Source organism: Marinagarivorans sp. (assembly GCF_982758155.1).
Genome location: NZ_CEXWTU010000104.1, coordinates 1 through 16,304, shown reverse-complemented (window position 1 = coordinate 16,304; position 16,304 = coordinate 1). Strand labels below are relative to the sequence as shown.

At 46.0% G+C, this 16,304-nt stretch carries 5 protein-coding genes; 3 read left to right on the top strand and 2 right to left on the bottom strand.

From position 1 onward, the window contains the following. Positions 1-570 precede the first annotated feature (570 nt). Both AC3A8L_RS12125 and AC3A8L_RS12120 read right to left on the bottom strand, forming a co-directional pair. A complete protein-coding gene (locus tag AC3A8L_RS12125) occupies positions 571-4,107 on the bottom strand; it encodes a hypothetical protein (RefSeq protein ID WP_487962526.1) in 3,537 nt (1,178 codons plus the stop codon). A 580-nt stretch (positions 4,108-4,687) separates the two neighbouring features. After that, positions 4,688-5,908 carry a BaiN/RdsA family NAD(P)/FAD-dependent oxidoreductase gene (locus AC3A8L_RS12120; RefSeq protein ID WP_487962525.1) on the bottom strand — a complete coding sequence of 407 codons (1,221 nt, stop codon included), beginning with the start codon at positions 5,906-5,908 and terminating at the stop codon, positions 4,688-4,690. A gap of 165 nt (positions 5,909-6,073) precedes the next feature. On the opposite strand from AC3A8L_RS12120, the gene AC3A8L_RS12115 reads away from it, so the two are divergent. From AC3A8L_RS12115 to AC3A8L_RS12105, 3 genes are all read left to right on the top strand, one after another. Beyond that, a complete protein-coding gene (locus AC3A8L_RS12115; RefSeq protein WP_487962524.1) occupies positions 6,074-7,801 on the top strand; it encodes an autotransporter assembly complex protein TamA in 1,728 nt (575 codons plus the stop codon). Next, positions 7,801-11,379 carry a translocation/assembly module TamB domain-containing protein gene (locus tag AC3A8L_RS12110; protein WP_487962523.1) on the top strand — a complete coding sequence of 1,193 codons (3,579 nt, stop codon included), beginning with the start codon at positions 7,801-7,803 and terminating at the stop codon, positions 11,377-11,379. The genes AC3A8L_RS12115 and AC3A8L_RS12110 overlap by 1 nt, the downstream gene beginning before the upstream one ends. A 612-nt stretch (positions 11,380-11,991) precedes the next feature. Beyond that, a complete protein-coding gene (locus AC3A8L_RS12105; protein WP_487962522.1) occupies positions 11,992-16,101 on the top strand; it encodes an RCC1 domain-containing protein in 4,110 nt (1,369 codons plus the stop codon). Positions 16,102-16,304 lie beyond the last annotated feature (203 nt).

Here is a 16,304-nt window from a genome sequence, read left to right as displayed (position 1 = left end):
AAGCGCTTGTTACTACAGATATTTCCAAACACCGGCTCAATTGTATACATCCGTTAAATTATTCGAGGACAGGCACTCGTCAAATAGCGCCGATACGCTTAACGCTGTTTGGGTATATAACCTGTTGTTCTATAGGTGAACTATTGATAGCCTGCGGTCATAAGACTGCGGGCTTAGCGCTTTATCTGAAAATATTGCTTGGTCTGATGCAAGAGGCGGGTAGTTTTATTATTTTTTAGAGTGAGTGTCCCTTTTAGTTGATCCTACAAACGCAGCATTTTGAACAACACTACCAAGCTTTGTTCGCTAAGCGCAGGAAAAGGCGCGCCGCTTAGCCTCAGCGACTTCAATTACAGTTCTACGGCACTAAAAGCCATTACTCCTGCATCAATAAATAACCCCAACGCATTAGCCTTGGGGTTATTGTGTGTTTTGGGTCTATGAGCGATAAGTTTCTTGAAAGTAGAGGTGGTCCATTTTTTTAATGTATTTAGCTGTCGTTATTTTTAAGGGTGCCTGTCCTGCATTATTTCCCAGATTATTTTGTTTCCTATCTTATTGCTGATCTGCTCAATGAAATTTATTTAACCCTGAGCCAAATAGTGACATCTTCTCTGCATCATACAGTCCTCCTTCGCCCAGTATAATAATATTATCATCGTAGAAGCCGCCAGAAAATGGTCTGGATTTCCAGATAATGGCTCCGTTATAGGGGCTTATCTCCCAAAAATAGCTAACGCTAGAAAATCTGTCAAGCTCATATGCTGTTTCGTTGACTGCAATGATGTTGATCTTTGAGTCTTCACTATTAATCGTTGGAATAGATTTAACACATCCAGGCACTTTCGTATTGAATTTCAAGTCAAGGTTAATCGAATATACCAAAATATCGCTTAGTGATGATGACGAACAAGAAAATGGTCTTCTAAGCACTACTATATCAAGAGCGGCGTCACCATCAGTGTCCTGAATACCAATTGAATAAGAGTCTCGGTGGGGGAGCGCCTGATATGACCGAGTAAACTCCCCATTAAGTAGTCGATATAGCGCAATCCCCTTTTCATCTCTTGTAGTATTTTCCAGTCTAATTAATTCAGGATCTCCGTTATGGTCAATGTCAATCATAACCCCATTCTCAGCTCTATATATTTCATGAAAAGAAGTGAGGGTGCTAGGCTCATCACCAGTACCTCCGGCCCACAATTGGTTTTCAAAGGCGGCAGTAATAATATTACCATTGTCATTGATGCCCCCATTATAGAGTTTAACATCAGCAGGCTCCCAGCCTGGGAAATCACTAAGGGTATTGACCAAAGAATAAAAACCTGTTTCATACACCTTTAGTATTCCCTCACTTTCAGTATCAGCTAGCTCAGGAAGAATGAGAATACTTTCCACGTGATTATTTGCATTAAATAGTGGCGTGATCTGCCCATAAGAAAAATCAGGAATTTCAGTCATCTTTGTCTTTAATTTTTCAAGATTATCATCTAGGTTCACAACAGTAATAGTGCGTGAATCTGATTTATCATCCCGAACTAAGATATCCGTACCCTGCAATAGATCAAAATAGTCATAAACTCCATTATCTACACGGAATGCTGGGCCATTTACGCTCCAGATCGTAAATCCTTTGTCTAAATTTAGTTCGCAAAAGTACCCTCTAAATGAATTTTGAATTATTGCGTTATTGGCATTTGGCGTCTGAGTGAAATCCATTACAGAATGATAGCCGCACTCTTCAGGTAATGGAGGGTTACCCACAAGCTTATATTCTCCGTTCTGGAGATCATAGATATATATTTCATGTGTATATTGTTGATCATAAAGAATAAACTCCATCTCAGGGTCGCTATCTAAATTTAATAATTTGGAGCCTTGAGGCGTGCGTCGAAGCTCTGTTTTCGTATCAAAAATTTCCTTCTGAGAAAATATGATCTCTTGAGTATTGGTGTCAATGACTTGAATGCTAACATAGCCGGGATCATTCGCTGGCGGAAAAATATTTACTAGCTCAAAGTCTCCATCGTTATCAAAGTCTATAAGCTCTCCATTTTTTGGGTTTTCAATAGACAGCAGTTGAGTTTTATCGCCCAGTAACCCGTCATTTGTATTTCTATCATTGAAAGGAGGTTTCCCCAACTGCAATAGAATCGAATTTGTATCAACAGGTGAAAAAGTTTCTTTCTCGCTGTCAAAGTAGTATGCAATATCAGCATTTAACCCATAGCCACGAATTGCAAAACCGGGGTGTCGGCTCGGCATTGGAATCACCCCTATTTGAGGCGCCTCCTTCAGTACAGTGTTTTTTATCTTTTGAAGAACTTTCTGAGAGAGTAAATCTACAATATAAATCCAATCCCTATAAACCAATACAATATCGTCAATAGAATCTTTATTGAAACGCGAAAATCCAGCGGCAACTAGTTTTTGCTCTTCTGAAAAACCGCGATTATAGCTATGTAAACTAATTATTCCCCCTTCTGATTTGAAAACTCGATAACCCTGAAAAAATGGGCATACCGAAAATAGAGCATCAGTTTTATCAATTGATCTCCAGCCATTCTCAATGTTTCCACAAACATCCATGCTAGAAAATATTTTACTTCGATACTTCTCTTTTGATTGATCTTTGGTGCTCATAGTTATAGTGAAATCAACCAAAGATTGACGCCCATTATCAACAGTAATCCCTACATTAAACTCATGTTGATAATTACTTATAAAAGTTCTTGGGTGACCAGTTACGCGCCCCCCGTCAGTATCATTTATAACAAGGCCATTGGGGGCATTGGATAGCCTGTACTCAAAAGGCCCGTCATGCTTCAAGTTTTCTATAACTAATTGGACCTCGATCGTATCTGTATCAGAAGCTATTAAGTCGGCGATAGGCTTTATTTTTGCAGGTAAAGGCAAGACTTCTATCACTGCATCCATATAAGATCTCTTAGTAATGCCATCGTCTGCATAATGGCGAATTGTATAAGAATTACCATAACATGTACTATTGAAATTAATAATTTGATCTTCTAGTTTTTCAACAACATTACTATGAATCGAATTGGCGCACCGTGAGGGTACTCCCAAAACTTCCCAGTGGAATGTCAGGAAGTCATCGTCCTTATCCCATGGAGACGCTTGTATCTTTGTGTCCGCAGTCCGGTCAACGGTATTTGAGTAGTTGAGATTTATTGTTGGGGGAGTATTTTTCAGATAGAGTCTAGACAAACTGTTGATTGTATCGGTTCGCGTGAAGAGCTTTTCATCGCGAGCATTTTTTAATTCGATGTCATACTCAGCATAAAAACCGTCAGTGCCGAAAAATATTTTATTGCTATAGCTTGCCTCCAGAGTTGTCAAGTTTTCGCCATTAAAGGTTAAGCGTCTAGTTTTCTCAGAGGAGCTCACTTTAATAAACCCTTTATTATCATCAAATAAATTCAATTTTATCCCAGATTCTTCAATTGAAAGCTCCTTAAGCGCGTAAGACTTTGACAATTTTTGAGAGCTGATAAGCATTGTTTCGCTTGAAAGGCCTCCAGAAGATGTCTTGGTAATCTCTCCATTGAGTATAAAAATATCTTCTCCCCAGTCAGCCTTCAGCTCTACAAAGCTAATACCTTTAACTTTTCCACCATCAGCTCCTATGAATTTAATAAATCCGGTAAATTTATATTGCCCAAGCTCGCACTCAATGAGGTTGAAATGTACGCTCTCCAGGATACTATCTAAGTTTCGATTCACGCTATTTATTAATTCCCCTGAAGAGCAGCCATCCTCTCCCCACTCTATTACTCGAGACATACTTAGTGCTGGACTATATGTAAGTTCAAGAAAGCTAGGGGATGCATAGCCTCCCGCAAAAAGTTTCCATATTTGATCAATTCGGCTAAGGAGTAATTGAAGAGAGCTAAAGAAATCAAGGGCGTTCCGCCTATTTAACTCAGAGAAATCTTCAACTCCATCATAATGAGTATTTGTAGAAGGGGTTGCATTAAACTCCACGCTGTTCGGCTCATTAGTTATTTTTGACGAAACGTCACTACCGCAAGCAGTGAGAAACGTTGAGAGATAAATACAAAAAAACAAAATACTACATAATTTCACAGTGCACTCCTTAAATAAATATTTTTATCTACTACAGCATTATTGTGCTTTACATGAGGTAAGCCAAGGACATTTAACATTCCGACTCCTTATTCGGCTAGAGCTAAATAACTTTAAGAGAAAAAATTAATTGGTAGCGCCTCTAATGCGGCTCGATCTTACTCAGATTTTTACCACCGCCAACTAGGCCGAAAATAAATCTAAAAAAGTGGCGTCTAGGAAGTATAAGCCACCTTTTTTCCCCTTCTAGCGAATCATGATACCCGAAACCCCCTCTCTCGGTTACGGTTGAAGCCCCAATTATAGATAAGCTAAAGAGATGCTCACCCTAAAAAATTCAAAACAACCCGCTTTTTTATCACCCCAAGCAATCTTTTCAGATGAAGCTTTAGGGCTGAAGTCACCAAAATATCTTAATATTCAATCAGGCGGAATATTAAGATATTTTGCCGTTTTTCGGCCAGATATAGATCACGATAAAATTACCCGTCCAAGGCACCGTCCCCCTGAAGCTAAACTTCCCCAACCCCAACCCATCCCCCAACAAAAAAACATTACCCAATATTACACTCAGTCCAATCTAAACAAACTGCGCCGCACAATATCCACTAGCCCAAGCCCATTGAAAATTAAACCCGCCAAGCCAACCAGTTACATCCAAAACCTCGCCCACAAAAAATAACCCCGGCACTTTTTTCGCTTCAAATGTTTTCGACGAAACATCATCAGTATTTACACCGCCCAATGTTACTTCCGCGGTTTTATAGCCTTCGGTACCGGCGGGGATGCATTGCCAGTTTTGAATGTGATTGATGATGTTTTGAATATCGTTATTACTCAGCTGCGCAACGGTTTTATCGGCGAGGTCTTTTGTTGCTGGATTAATGGTTAACCATTCAGCAATAAAACGCTTGGGCAGTAAGCGGCTTAATAAGTTTTTAAGTTCAGCTTTTTGGCCTTCTTGTTGCCAAGTGGCAATTTGTTGGGCTAGGTCTATGTTGGGTAAATAATTAATGGTGACGGTTTGGTCCGGTAACCAATAGTTGGAAACTTGTAAAACCGCCGGGCCGCTAATGCCTTTGTGGGTAAATAATAGGGCTTCGCTAAAGGTTTGATTTTGGCATTCAATATTGACCGGTAATGCAACGCCCGCTAAATTTTGCGCGGTAGTGAGCAAGTCGCCTTTAAAGGTAAATGGTACCAAAGAGGCATGGCGTGGAGTAATGCGTAGGCCGAATTGTTTGGCTGTGTCGTAACCAAAGCCGGTGGCGCCCATGGTGGGAATTGAAAGCCCGCCGCTGGCGATAACCAGTGAGTGGCAGTGAATATCGCCTTGGTTAGTTTTTAAGGCATAGCGCGGCGTGCTGTCTGTTGGGGTTTCTTCGGGGGGTAGTGCTTTAATGCTGTGAATGCTGCACTCGGTGGCAATACGAACGCCTGCGTTATCGCATTCTGTGAGTAAAATATTCAGAATGTCTTTGGCTTTGTTATCGCAAAAAAGCTGGCCCAGTGTTTTCTCGTGGTAGGCCAAACCGTGGCGGTGCACTAAGTCTAAAAAATCGTACTGGGTATAGCGGCTTAAGGCCGACTTACAAAAGTGCGAGTTGGCACTGAGGTAGTTGTTGGGTTCCACGTAATAGTTAGTGAAATTGCAGCGCCCACCGCCAGACATCAAAATCTTTTTGCCCACCTTATTGGCGTGGTCTAGCACGGTTACGCTTTTACCGCGCAAGCCGGCTTGGGCTGCACACATTAGGCCGGCGGCACCGCCACCAATTATTACACAATCGAAATACGTCATAAGGATGCTAATAAGGAGAAGAAATGGAAAGTACTGTCATACAGAATAAGCCGTGCATGCTAACATGCCGCGCTTATTGAGCGTGTAAGCTAGAGGTCCCTTTTGGGCGCAAAATTGATAGGTAAGGTGTTGTTATATTGTGTATGTGCAGTAGCTGCGCCGGTAATGGCTGCCGCCCTGGGAACGCCTACTATTGCAGGTAATACGCTGCTGGGGGTAGGGGTAAAGCACCCGTTTGCTATTTTTGTGGCAAGTAATCCTGCACTGCAAACGTCGGTAGAAACCATGCTGGCAGATCAGCGCGCAACCGATAGCAAATACCAGCGGGCTTCTTCACTCCGAACAGCCTTTAAATACGACCAAGACGTTATTCGAACTTACTTACGTAGCCAAGGGTATTACGGCGCCGAAATCGAAAGTACGATAAGTAATGGTCAAATAGGGCACCAAATTTTTGCGGGTGAGCGTTTTACCCTAGGTGCCATTATTTTTGATTGGCCAAGTGATGTTAGTCGGCCACCCGTTAATATTGTGAATTTGATGCAAGGCGCGCCACTCGTTGCCGAGCAGGTTTTAGATAGCGTAAATGCTATTAAACGATGGGTGGCGGATGAGCACTGCTTACGCACCATTGATGTGAGCTATGAAGCTATTGTTAATCACCCGTCTAAAACGGCGCAGTTAACCTTTAAACTGAAGCCCGCTGCACTGGTGATTTTTGGCAAGGTTACCTATTCTGGTCATACCTCGATAGAGGATAGTTACTTGGATGGCTATTTAAATTTTAAAGAAGGTGAGTGCTTTAAACCCCGCCTGTTAGACAGCACCCGCTTAAGCTTGCTACAAACCAACTTGCTGGCTAATGCCGACCCCACTTCGGGCGAGATTATTGATGACGCGGTGCCTGTAAATTTTCGTTTAACCGAGCGTAAGCAGCGCAGTATTTCGGGCTCGGTGGGCTACGATGCTGACGTAAAAAGCAAATTTACCGTCGGTTGGGAGAACCGCAATATGTTTGGCCGTGGCGAGCAGCTAGTCACGGAGTTAGCGTACAGCAGTATTTCCCAAGGTTTGGAGGGCACACTGACTGTACCGCATTTTTATAGTACGCAGCAGCGCTTGACCTTAACCGGTAATATCGAACAAGAAACTACCGATGCTTACGATGTGTATATCGGTGAAGGTGGCGCCAACCTTAAACGGGAGCTGACCGATAAATTATCGGTTAATGGCGGCGTTAATCTTAAGTTTAGTCGCGTTAAAGAATTCGAAAGCCCTGAAGATTATGCCTTGCTGAGTTTTCCTGTGAGCATTGATTACAGTGCGCGCAACGACCCCCTAAACCCCACGCGCGGTTGGGTTACTGGTTTGCAGGTTGAACCTTTTATGGATTTATACCAAACCAGCCGGCGCTTTACGCGTTCAACCATTGCCGCTAGTACCTACTACACCTGGGATGCCTTAACGGTGAAGCCGACCTTTGCGGTGCGTGTGGCTACGGGTGTTATTGACGACAGTACGCTGGCGGATGTGCCGGCCGATGAGCGCTTTTACGTGGGTGGTGGTGGCTCGGTACGGGGTTACCGTTATCAAAGTATTGGTGAGCTAAATAGCGAAGGGAATCCCGCCGGTGGCCTGTCGTTTTCGGAGGTGTCGTTTGAGCTGCGTTCGCGTTTTACCCAAAGTATTGGTGTGACGCTATTTGTGGATGGCGGTTATGCCTACCCGACCAAAACGCCGAAGATGGGGGATGAGTTTTTATGGGGCGCGGGTATTGGTTTGCGTTATCACACATCATTTGCGCCGTTCCGTTTTGATATTGCCACGCCGCTGGATAAGCGCGAAGGCGATAGTGATATTCAACTTTATATCGCCATTGGGCAGGCCTTTTAATGACGGAAATTGTTGAAAGCCCTAAGCCGGAAAAGCCGAGCGCGCAACCTGTGAAGCCAATGTCCTTTGTGCGAAAGCTGAGCTTATCGGCGCGTTTTTGTGGGCGCGTTGTATTACTGTTGTTGATTGTTGTTATGTGCACACTGCTGCTGGTTTTAGGCAGTTTAGCGACCGAGAGCGGACGCTTGTTTTGGTTAGAGCGTGCCTTGCCTTTTGCGCAAACGCCACAGCTTGCGGTGGTGCTGGATGATGTGAAATGGCCGCGCTTAAACCGGCTGCAGGTGGGTTATGCGCTGGTCGCACAAAATAGCCAGCCAGTGGTCGAGCTTACCGATGCAGCGGTTCATATTTCTTTGCGCGACCTTTGGGAGAAACGGCTGTTAGTGCACGAGCTAAAAGCCGCCGCAATGGTGGTTTATCAGCCGGAGGCAAAAGCCAAACCGGCCCGTACCGAGCCGTTTACCTTTGCGTTGAGTATTCCCAAAATCCCCCCGATTAAAGTCGAAACCCTAGTGGTGAAAAGTTTAGTTCTGCGCGATTTTCGCTGGCCGCCTTGCCGCCGCTGTAAGGCGGATGCGCTGCCTGTTGGCCCGGGACCGTTGAGGGTTCAGGGTTCGGCGGCACTGCACTGGCCCAACCCGCTAGAGCTAGAAGTCACCATTACCGAGAAGGGCCATAAAGCGCCGTTATTGTGGCTTGAAGGCTTTAGTGATTCGCGCGAAAGCTTGGCGATTAATGGCCGTATTCAGCAGCGCGCCGGTGGTTGGTTGGGGCAGTGGTTACAGCTGCCGCCAGAGCAGGTTGTTGAGCTGGCTGTAAGCGCGAAAGGTGAGCAAAAAAGCGATGGCATTTATGTTGCGTTGGAGCAGCTTAGTGCGCCGTTGTTTAAGCAGAGGGTGAGTGTGCAGGGTAATGTGAAAATTAGCCCTGAATTACAACGTGTCGATTTAAGCGCGTTGGTACTGAATGTGAATGAGCAGCGCCATACCTTGAGCGGCTCTGTATCCCCAGAGAAGCTTGCATTGGGGCTTGATATTCAGCGTTTTAACCTCGCACTTTTACAGCCCTGGGTACCCGATTTAGAGGGCGGGGCTGTTAGCGCTAAAGGCGATTTGACGTGGGATTGGGACATAAAGCGGCTGCCCGAAGGTGAGCTAGATGTGAACAGCCGTGTACGCTACCTTCAGCAATCAATGGATGTTAAAGGTAAGTTTGCGCTTACTCCAACGCTGGTAGAGGTTAAGCGGCTAAAGGCGACTTTGGGCGATATGCAGCTTAGTGCCAAGGGGCGTATTCACACGAATAATAAACCGCTGTCGTTAACCTATACCCTTACCCATGTGCGCGATGGCCCTATTCGTGCGTTATTACCCGAGGCCATTGCGGCGAAAATACCCGAAGGTTTATCGGTTCACGCACAGCATATTGGTGGCTTATTACGTGGCACATTACAGGCGCCGCTCATTATTACTGATGTCAATATTTTAGGGACTTACGATGAACTTCCCTTTGCGATTTACGGTAATGCCAATGCGTCTTTAGCGCAGGCGGATATTAACCAGCTGACCGTTGAGGTTGATGATGCCAGCTTAAAGCTAGAGGGCTTGGTGGATTGGGAAAATAATCAAACGGCGCTGGCTGGTCAAGTTCGTCACCTCTCGCCAGAGCTTGCGTATCGTTATGGCTTAGCGTTTCCGCCGGGCTTGGTGGGTTTTTTGAATGCGCGCTGGGAGGTGAGCGGCGCACTTGCGAAGCCTGCCATTGTGGTCGATGCACTTTACCAAGGTGGTTATACCCATCAAAGCGAAGTACTGCCCTTTAATTTAGCGCTAGAGGCTTCTGCGCAAGCGGGGGCATTGGATGAAATGACGCTGGATATTAAGCGCCTAAAGTTGGCTACCTTTAAGCGCCCTTTGGTCACAATGAAGGGGCGGGTAAATGCACAGCAAAACGACTTGCGAGTGGTGGTTTCTCGTTTACCCGTTAAGTTATTAGAGGCCCTAGGTTACCCCGTTGGTGAAGGGCGAGCCGAGGCGCGATTGCATTTGGGCGGGAGCTTCACTGAGCCTACCCTTGGTGGTTACCTTTCTTATGCCGAAATGCTGGCAGTGCGCTCGGCCACGGACGAGCGCACTGAAGTCCCGCTTATTTGGCATGCGAATATCAGTTCTGAAGACAAAGATCTGATGATTGATTCCAGCTTTACATTGGATAAAACGTCGGCGGGTTTATTGTCGTTAAGCTTGCCTTGGCATAACTATTTAAACTTTGTATTAACACAGTCCGGTGGGAATTTACCTACGGATGGTTTGATACAGGCCAATATGGATACCAGTGCGCTTCAGTTATTTATGGACACTGATCAAATGACTTTGCAAGGTGGTTTAGAGGCTGATTTAACCTTGGCGGGTACGGCGAAAGACCCGGTACTTACCGGTGAGTTATTGCTCAAGAGCGGTTATTTCAAACAGGCCTCAACAGGTACGGTACTCAGTGATATTCAAATTTATGCGGTAGCCGAAAAGCAGAAAATTCAATTGGTGACTGGCTTTGCGCGCGATGCTGAAGGCGGTACTTTAACGTTAAGTGGCTATGTTGACTGGCATGATGTGAATAGCGATTCGGCGGTGAATATTGTGCTGGCATTAAAAAATGCCCGCCTTGTGGATATGCCCAGTGTGAAAGGCGCAGTGAGTGGTGACGCGGCCTTAAAGGGCGGCATGCAGGGGATGAGTGTGACGGGCAAGCTCCGCGTGCAGCCGCTTAATATTAATATTGATTCGGCGCCAGCTAGCGCCATTCCTGAAATTAAAGTGTTAGAAGTTTACAGTGACGATGCCGAGCTAGAAGCGCGAAACAAACTTTTACCGACTATTGCGCTTGATGTTGAGGTGGAGATTGAAAACCAAGCCTATATTCGTGGCCGTGGTTTGGAGGCGGAATTAGAGGGAAAGGTTTTGGCATCGGGTACGGTACTTAAACCGAATGTTACGGGCAGTTTTAAAACCCTACGCGGTGAAATTAAATTGCTGCAAAAACCGATTAAGTTAAACGAAGGGCGAGCGCAGTTTAGTAATGAGTCGTTCAATTTCCACATTCCCGCTAGTTATGACACGGGTGATATCGAGATTAATATTGTGGTATCGGGTAACGAGGAGGAAATTAAACTGGACTTAAGTTCAATCCCTTCGCTGCCGCAAGAAGAAATTTTATCGCGCTTGTTATTTGGTGATTCAATACAAAATATATCGGCATGGCAGGCGATGAGTTTAGCGAGTGCTGTGAATACAATTAGTAACGGCAGTAGTTTTAATCCACTGGATGCCACGCGCGATAAGCTCGGTTTTGATAGCTTAAGTATTGGCCAAGAGAGTGAGGACGAGGGCGGCGGTGTGAATGTGGGTGTGGGTAAATATTTGAACGAGCGGGTTTACCTTGAACTGGAGCGCTCTTCTAACCCCGCCCAACCGTGGCAGGGTAATTTAAAAATTGAACTTACCGATGAAATCCGCTTAAACAGCACCACCGGCAGCAGTGGTAAAACGTCAGGGGCGCTTGAGTGGCGAAGGGACTATTAACGCAAGCACTTAGCACGCTATTGTTAGGCGGTAATATAAAGAGTTTTGGGGAAGACAGTCTTGGGCAGTTTGGTGATCTGAAATTACAGGGTAAATATTAAGGACGCCTAGGTAGGGGTTGTTCATTTTGCACCCAAAATATAATTTTTACGCCCCGTAGGGGTCGCGCGCAAGGCTCGCCCGATCATTCACTCTGAGTCCTCAGTAAGCATCCGCGCTATGGGTGAACTCTATTAAAAGTTGTTTTCAGTACGCTTAATAAATTCTTTATTTTCGTTGTGGCGCCCCTTCGTGGTGCGAAATGGCGCCTGTATTATTATTGTGTTAACTAAATGTTACCTGTTAGGCAATTGACTTTTCTGGAATACATATTGTGTTAACTTGTGCGCAAAGTAAGGAGTCGTCACTTAAATAGGACTTTAAAAAACAGCGCTGTAATTTTTGAGTGCTGTATTTTTTTGATCAAAAATCAGGTTTTAACACTGCTGCCACTCCCTGCATGGATTCTATGCTTCGATCATTCGAAGCCATACCGCTGTAAATCAAATGGACAAAAAGGAGTTAATATGAAGCTATTTCTACATGCTTGGGTAATCGGTAAGGAGGTTGATAATGTCAACTAAATTGCTGGTTAAATTACTTAGCACCGGTGCAGTTACCTTAGGCCTATTGGCCGGTCAAAACGTAGCGGCTCAAACACCGCTTGATGCCACCAAAACCAATGTGGTAAACGACAATTATAAGATTGCATCCGCTGTAGAGTGTGGTGAGTGTCACATTCGTCAATATAACGAGTGGTCTGGCTCAATGATGCGCTATTCATCAATTAGCCCGCCTATTCATACGCTGGAGCGAGCAGAGAATGAATTTGACCCGCTCGCCATCATGCCATTCGCCTTTGATGTACAAGGTGGGTTGACTGCCTCCGAATTTGGACATGATAACGCGTTGGTTAACGGGGTACTTGATGCTCCAGAAGGACGCTTTGCTAAAGGCCCTATGTCGGCAATGCCTGACGGCAGCAGGGAGGAAAACAATTTATTTTGTCAGAAGTGTCATGCCCCCGTAGCTGTATTAACGGATATTTTCCCTGCGTGGAGTCAGTATGGTGGTTTAGAAATTGACTCGCACCAAGTTCTACGAATCCTATCGAAAGATCCTAACTTTTTTGATTCAAGGCCAACGCAAGCGCAAGTCAATGCTAAGTTAGCAGATAATACTATCGAAAATGTATCCGGTGATGATGCTGATCGTCAGCGCAATGCGCGCATTGCCACCGAGGGTGTCACCTGTGCCGTGTGCCACCGTATGAATGGCCGCAATACCGATAATACCTTTGCTAATAGGCGCCCCAACTTTGAGCCCGGCGTAGCTAATAGTGCTTATTTGTTTGAAGGGTTTGCAGGCGTAAGCGCGCCGTCCAATAACAAAGGGCAACTTCCGATATTTGGGCCTTACAATGCTTCAAATTCATCGGCAAATAATGGCTTTTTAAATTTAGTCTTTGATTTTGCTCACGACACCAACACAACAGAGCTCAATGCTGATCCCTTTTCAGCGCCAAGCCCAGGTAATATTTTGGTCGGCAATGATGGTGTTAAGCGACCATTCATTTCTTCGGGTGAAATGTGCGGTACATGCCATGATGTGCGCATACCGCTACCAGATGTATTAGTCAGTGATTTAAGTGGTAAATCTGAAGCCTTCCGTCGAGTAGAAAACCTCTTCACGGAATGGCGTAACAGTCCATGGAACAATAATAATAATGCGCCAGACTCTAATGGCACAGAAGTCACGGACGCTACAGTGTTAGATAACGCAATTGCCAACCCCCGCGGCCCAGCGCGCGATGTGGTTTCGATGGCGGCTATTAGCGATCCCGATAACTTACAGGCCGGTGCGCTTATAGGTAAAAACGATGCTCAAGGCAACGCGATAAAGCAGATTACCACTTGCCAAGATTGTCATATGTCTAAATTTATGACCGATACAGCAGCTCTACCCGGGGAGTACCCTTTAGGTACCATCGCCCTTGGTGGCACATCACGTAAAGTGGCGGACCATCGCTTTATTGGTGTCGACAGGATATTGGTAGATCAGAGCGAATTTGGTCAACCTTATACCATGGAAAATTCAGACCCTAACGAGGAGCTAAATGAAACTACCGATTTCCGTAGAGTAGGTTTAGCTGACATTAGCGACCTTACTAATGGTGTGGATCCGAACGGTTTTATCCATGGCGGGCCAGAGCTCAATGGTATTAGCGATATGCGTGAAATACTCCTAGAAAAAGCTGTCGACTTTGGCATTACCTCTGGCACGGTTGAAGGCCCCGTTGGTAACCGTACACTACCTGTTCGCATTAGCGTAGAAAACGTTGGTGCCGGCCATAATATCCCTGCAGGCTTATCGCAGGAGCGGCAAGTATGGATCGAGCTGCAAGTTCTCGAACCGCAGCGCGATAGCAGTGGCAACATCATAATTGTTGGCGGCGAAACCCAGTACCAAAACGTGTATACCTCTGGTTATTTGGTTAAAAAGCCGGGTGATTTTAATCCGATTGGTACCGATCTTTACGAAGAAAACGATTGCTTCCTGCCGAGTAATGAATACGAGTGTAACCTCGATGATATTTACGTGGTTTTAGATGGCCGCATGGATATTGAAGATGGCCATCGCTTAGAAAAACGCGACATCACCATGGTTGACGATGATGGTACGCCGGACCACGATGAGCCTGGCGATTACAGTATGCGCCAAGCTGATCCAGAAATCGGCTTGTCTGACCCTATTAATTTGGGCCTGGTTAATTATCAAAACGGCTTTACTCGGGGTATGGACTCTCCCACAGAGGGCCAAGGGGCACCGATTTTGGTAAGCGGTAATACCGAGCAACGCCGAGATAAAGTGTTCAGCCAGTTTATTAGCGACACTATTGATAATGGCAATGCCCTTCGCCCGTTTGAAAAGCGTATCGAAAAGTACGACGTACCGGTTACTGGCCGCCAAGGACCTTTCTTGGTGAAAGCGCGTTTACGCTTCCGTCCATTACCTCCTGAGTTTCTTATTAACTTAGCGAAAAATGAGAATAGCCGTGTTACTCCTGCCGTGATCGCGCGAAACAAAGTGATTGAAATGGCGGATGACAGTTGCTTTGCGGGAGACCCAGATCATTTTGCACCAGGACGACGCTGCTCCCCTATTGCAACCGTTAATGCAGGTGGCTACCACACGTGTGCAAGTGTCGATGGCGATACTGCTCAGTGCTGGGGCCATGGCGGTGCGGGCAAAGTTGGCGATAATAATACGGGTGGCCACAATGTGACACTCGCGCAAAATGTCTTATCGGCAACTGGCGATAAACTTGATGGGGTACAAACCATTGCCTCGGGTAGCCAGCATAGCTGCGCGCTATTGTTAGATGGGAATGTTAAATGTTGGGGCGAAGGGAGTCTTGGCCAGCTAGGTGATGCTAATTCACAAGATAGCGGGCTTCCCGTTGATGTATTTACTTCCAATATTCAGCAGTTAGCCATTGGTGGCGAGCATAGCTGTGCTCTGACCCATAATCGTTACGTGCAATGCTGGGGTTCTAATAGCAATGGCCAAATCGGCCAAGCAAGCCAAGTGGCTAATGTCACTTACCCTTATACCGTCAGCGGTTTAACCAATGAGCGTGGCGAGCCAGACACCATCGCCATTAGCGCAGGCGAGCGGCATAATTGCGCGCTGAGCGCTATGGGTACTGTACGCTGCTGGGGTAACGGCTCATGGGGCAAGCTGGGTGATGGCAATTCTCAGGCGCATAATGTTTATAGCCCAACCCCCGTAAAAGGCCTTCAATACCGAGTCACCCAAATTGCTGCAGGTTATAGTCACACGTGCGCATTGATGGTAGACGGCAATGTGAAATGTTGGGGCGGCGGCGCGAACGGTAAGCTTGGTAATGGTAGTACTGCAAGCGTTGATATTGCCGAAGCTCAAGGCGATGTACTGGGCATTAATGGCAATGCCATACAAATCACTGTTGGCAGAAATCACTCATGTGCATTAGTTGATCATGGCAACCAAAGCCAAAGCGTACAGTGCTGGGGTGTGGGCTACGCCTTGGGTGATGGCGATACCAGTCGCACTGATAAAGCTGCTGCAACTAATGTTAACTGGGCTGACGATGTAGTCGCTATCGATGCCGGCTACTACCATTCGTGCATGGTTATTCGCGAAGGTTCTACCTTGTGCTGGGGTTTCAATGGCAACGGGCAACTCGGCAATGGTGTTACTTCCGGCAGCTTTACCATGTCACCGACTCCTATAACAGTTGTGCCAACAACGACTTATTATGCCTCCCTCAGCAATGGTGGTGAGAGTGTAAATGCGTGTATCGCGAATCAACCGTGGCAAATCAACTGCACCGATGAAGGCGAGTGGATGGACCTGAATGGAGATACCGGCTTTAGATGGACGATTGCCGGCGGCACAGGCGGCAGCATACGCTTAAGCGTTAAAGCAGGCGCGCTTAGCGGCACCCGCAGCATGAGCCTTTGGGTGAATGGTGCCGAGGTTGGCATCGTTACGGTTGAATCTAGCTGGGCGCCACGTGGTACGGGCGCAGAAGTACACCTGCCTGCGTTCTTGCAGCCTGGCGATAACGTCATTGAGTTAAAAGATACGGAAGGCACCATGGAGCTAGATTTGTATCACCTTCGCGTAAGCCGTCACTAGAGCTTAAAACGCTTGGAGCCTTTGCTTCGAGCGTTTTTTTGTGATGGGCGCCTCAACTTCATTTAATGTTCACGTATTTGCATGAGAGTTGTGAGGAGAATTAAATCAGCGGTGTTTAACTAGGTAACATGTTGTTAATACAAATTAACTAGGAGCAAACCATGAATAAGTACACAGTATTGCGCCATACCTTACTGGCCGCG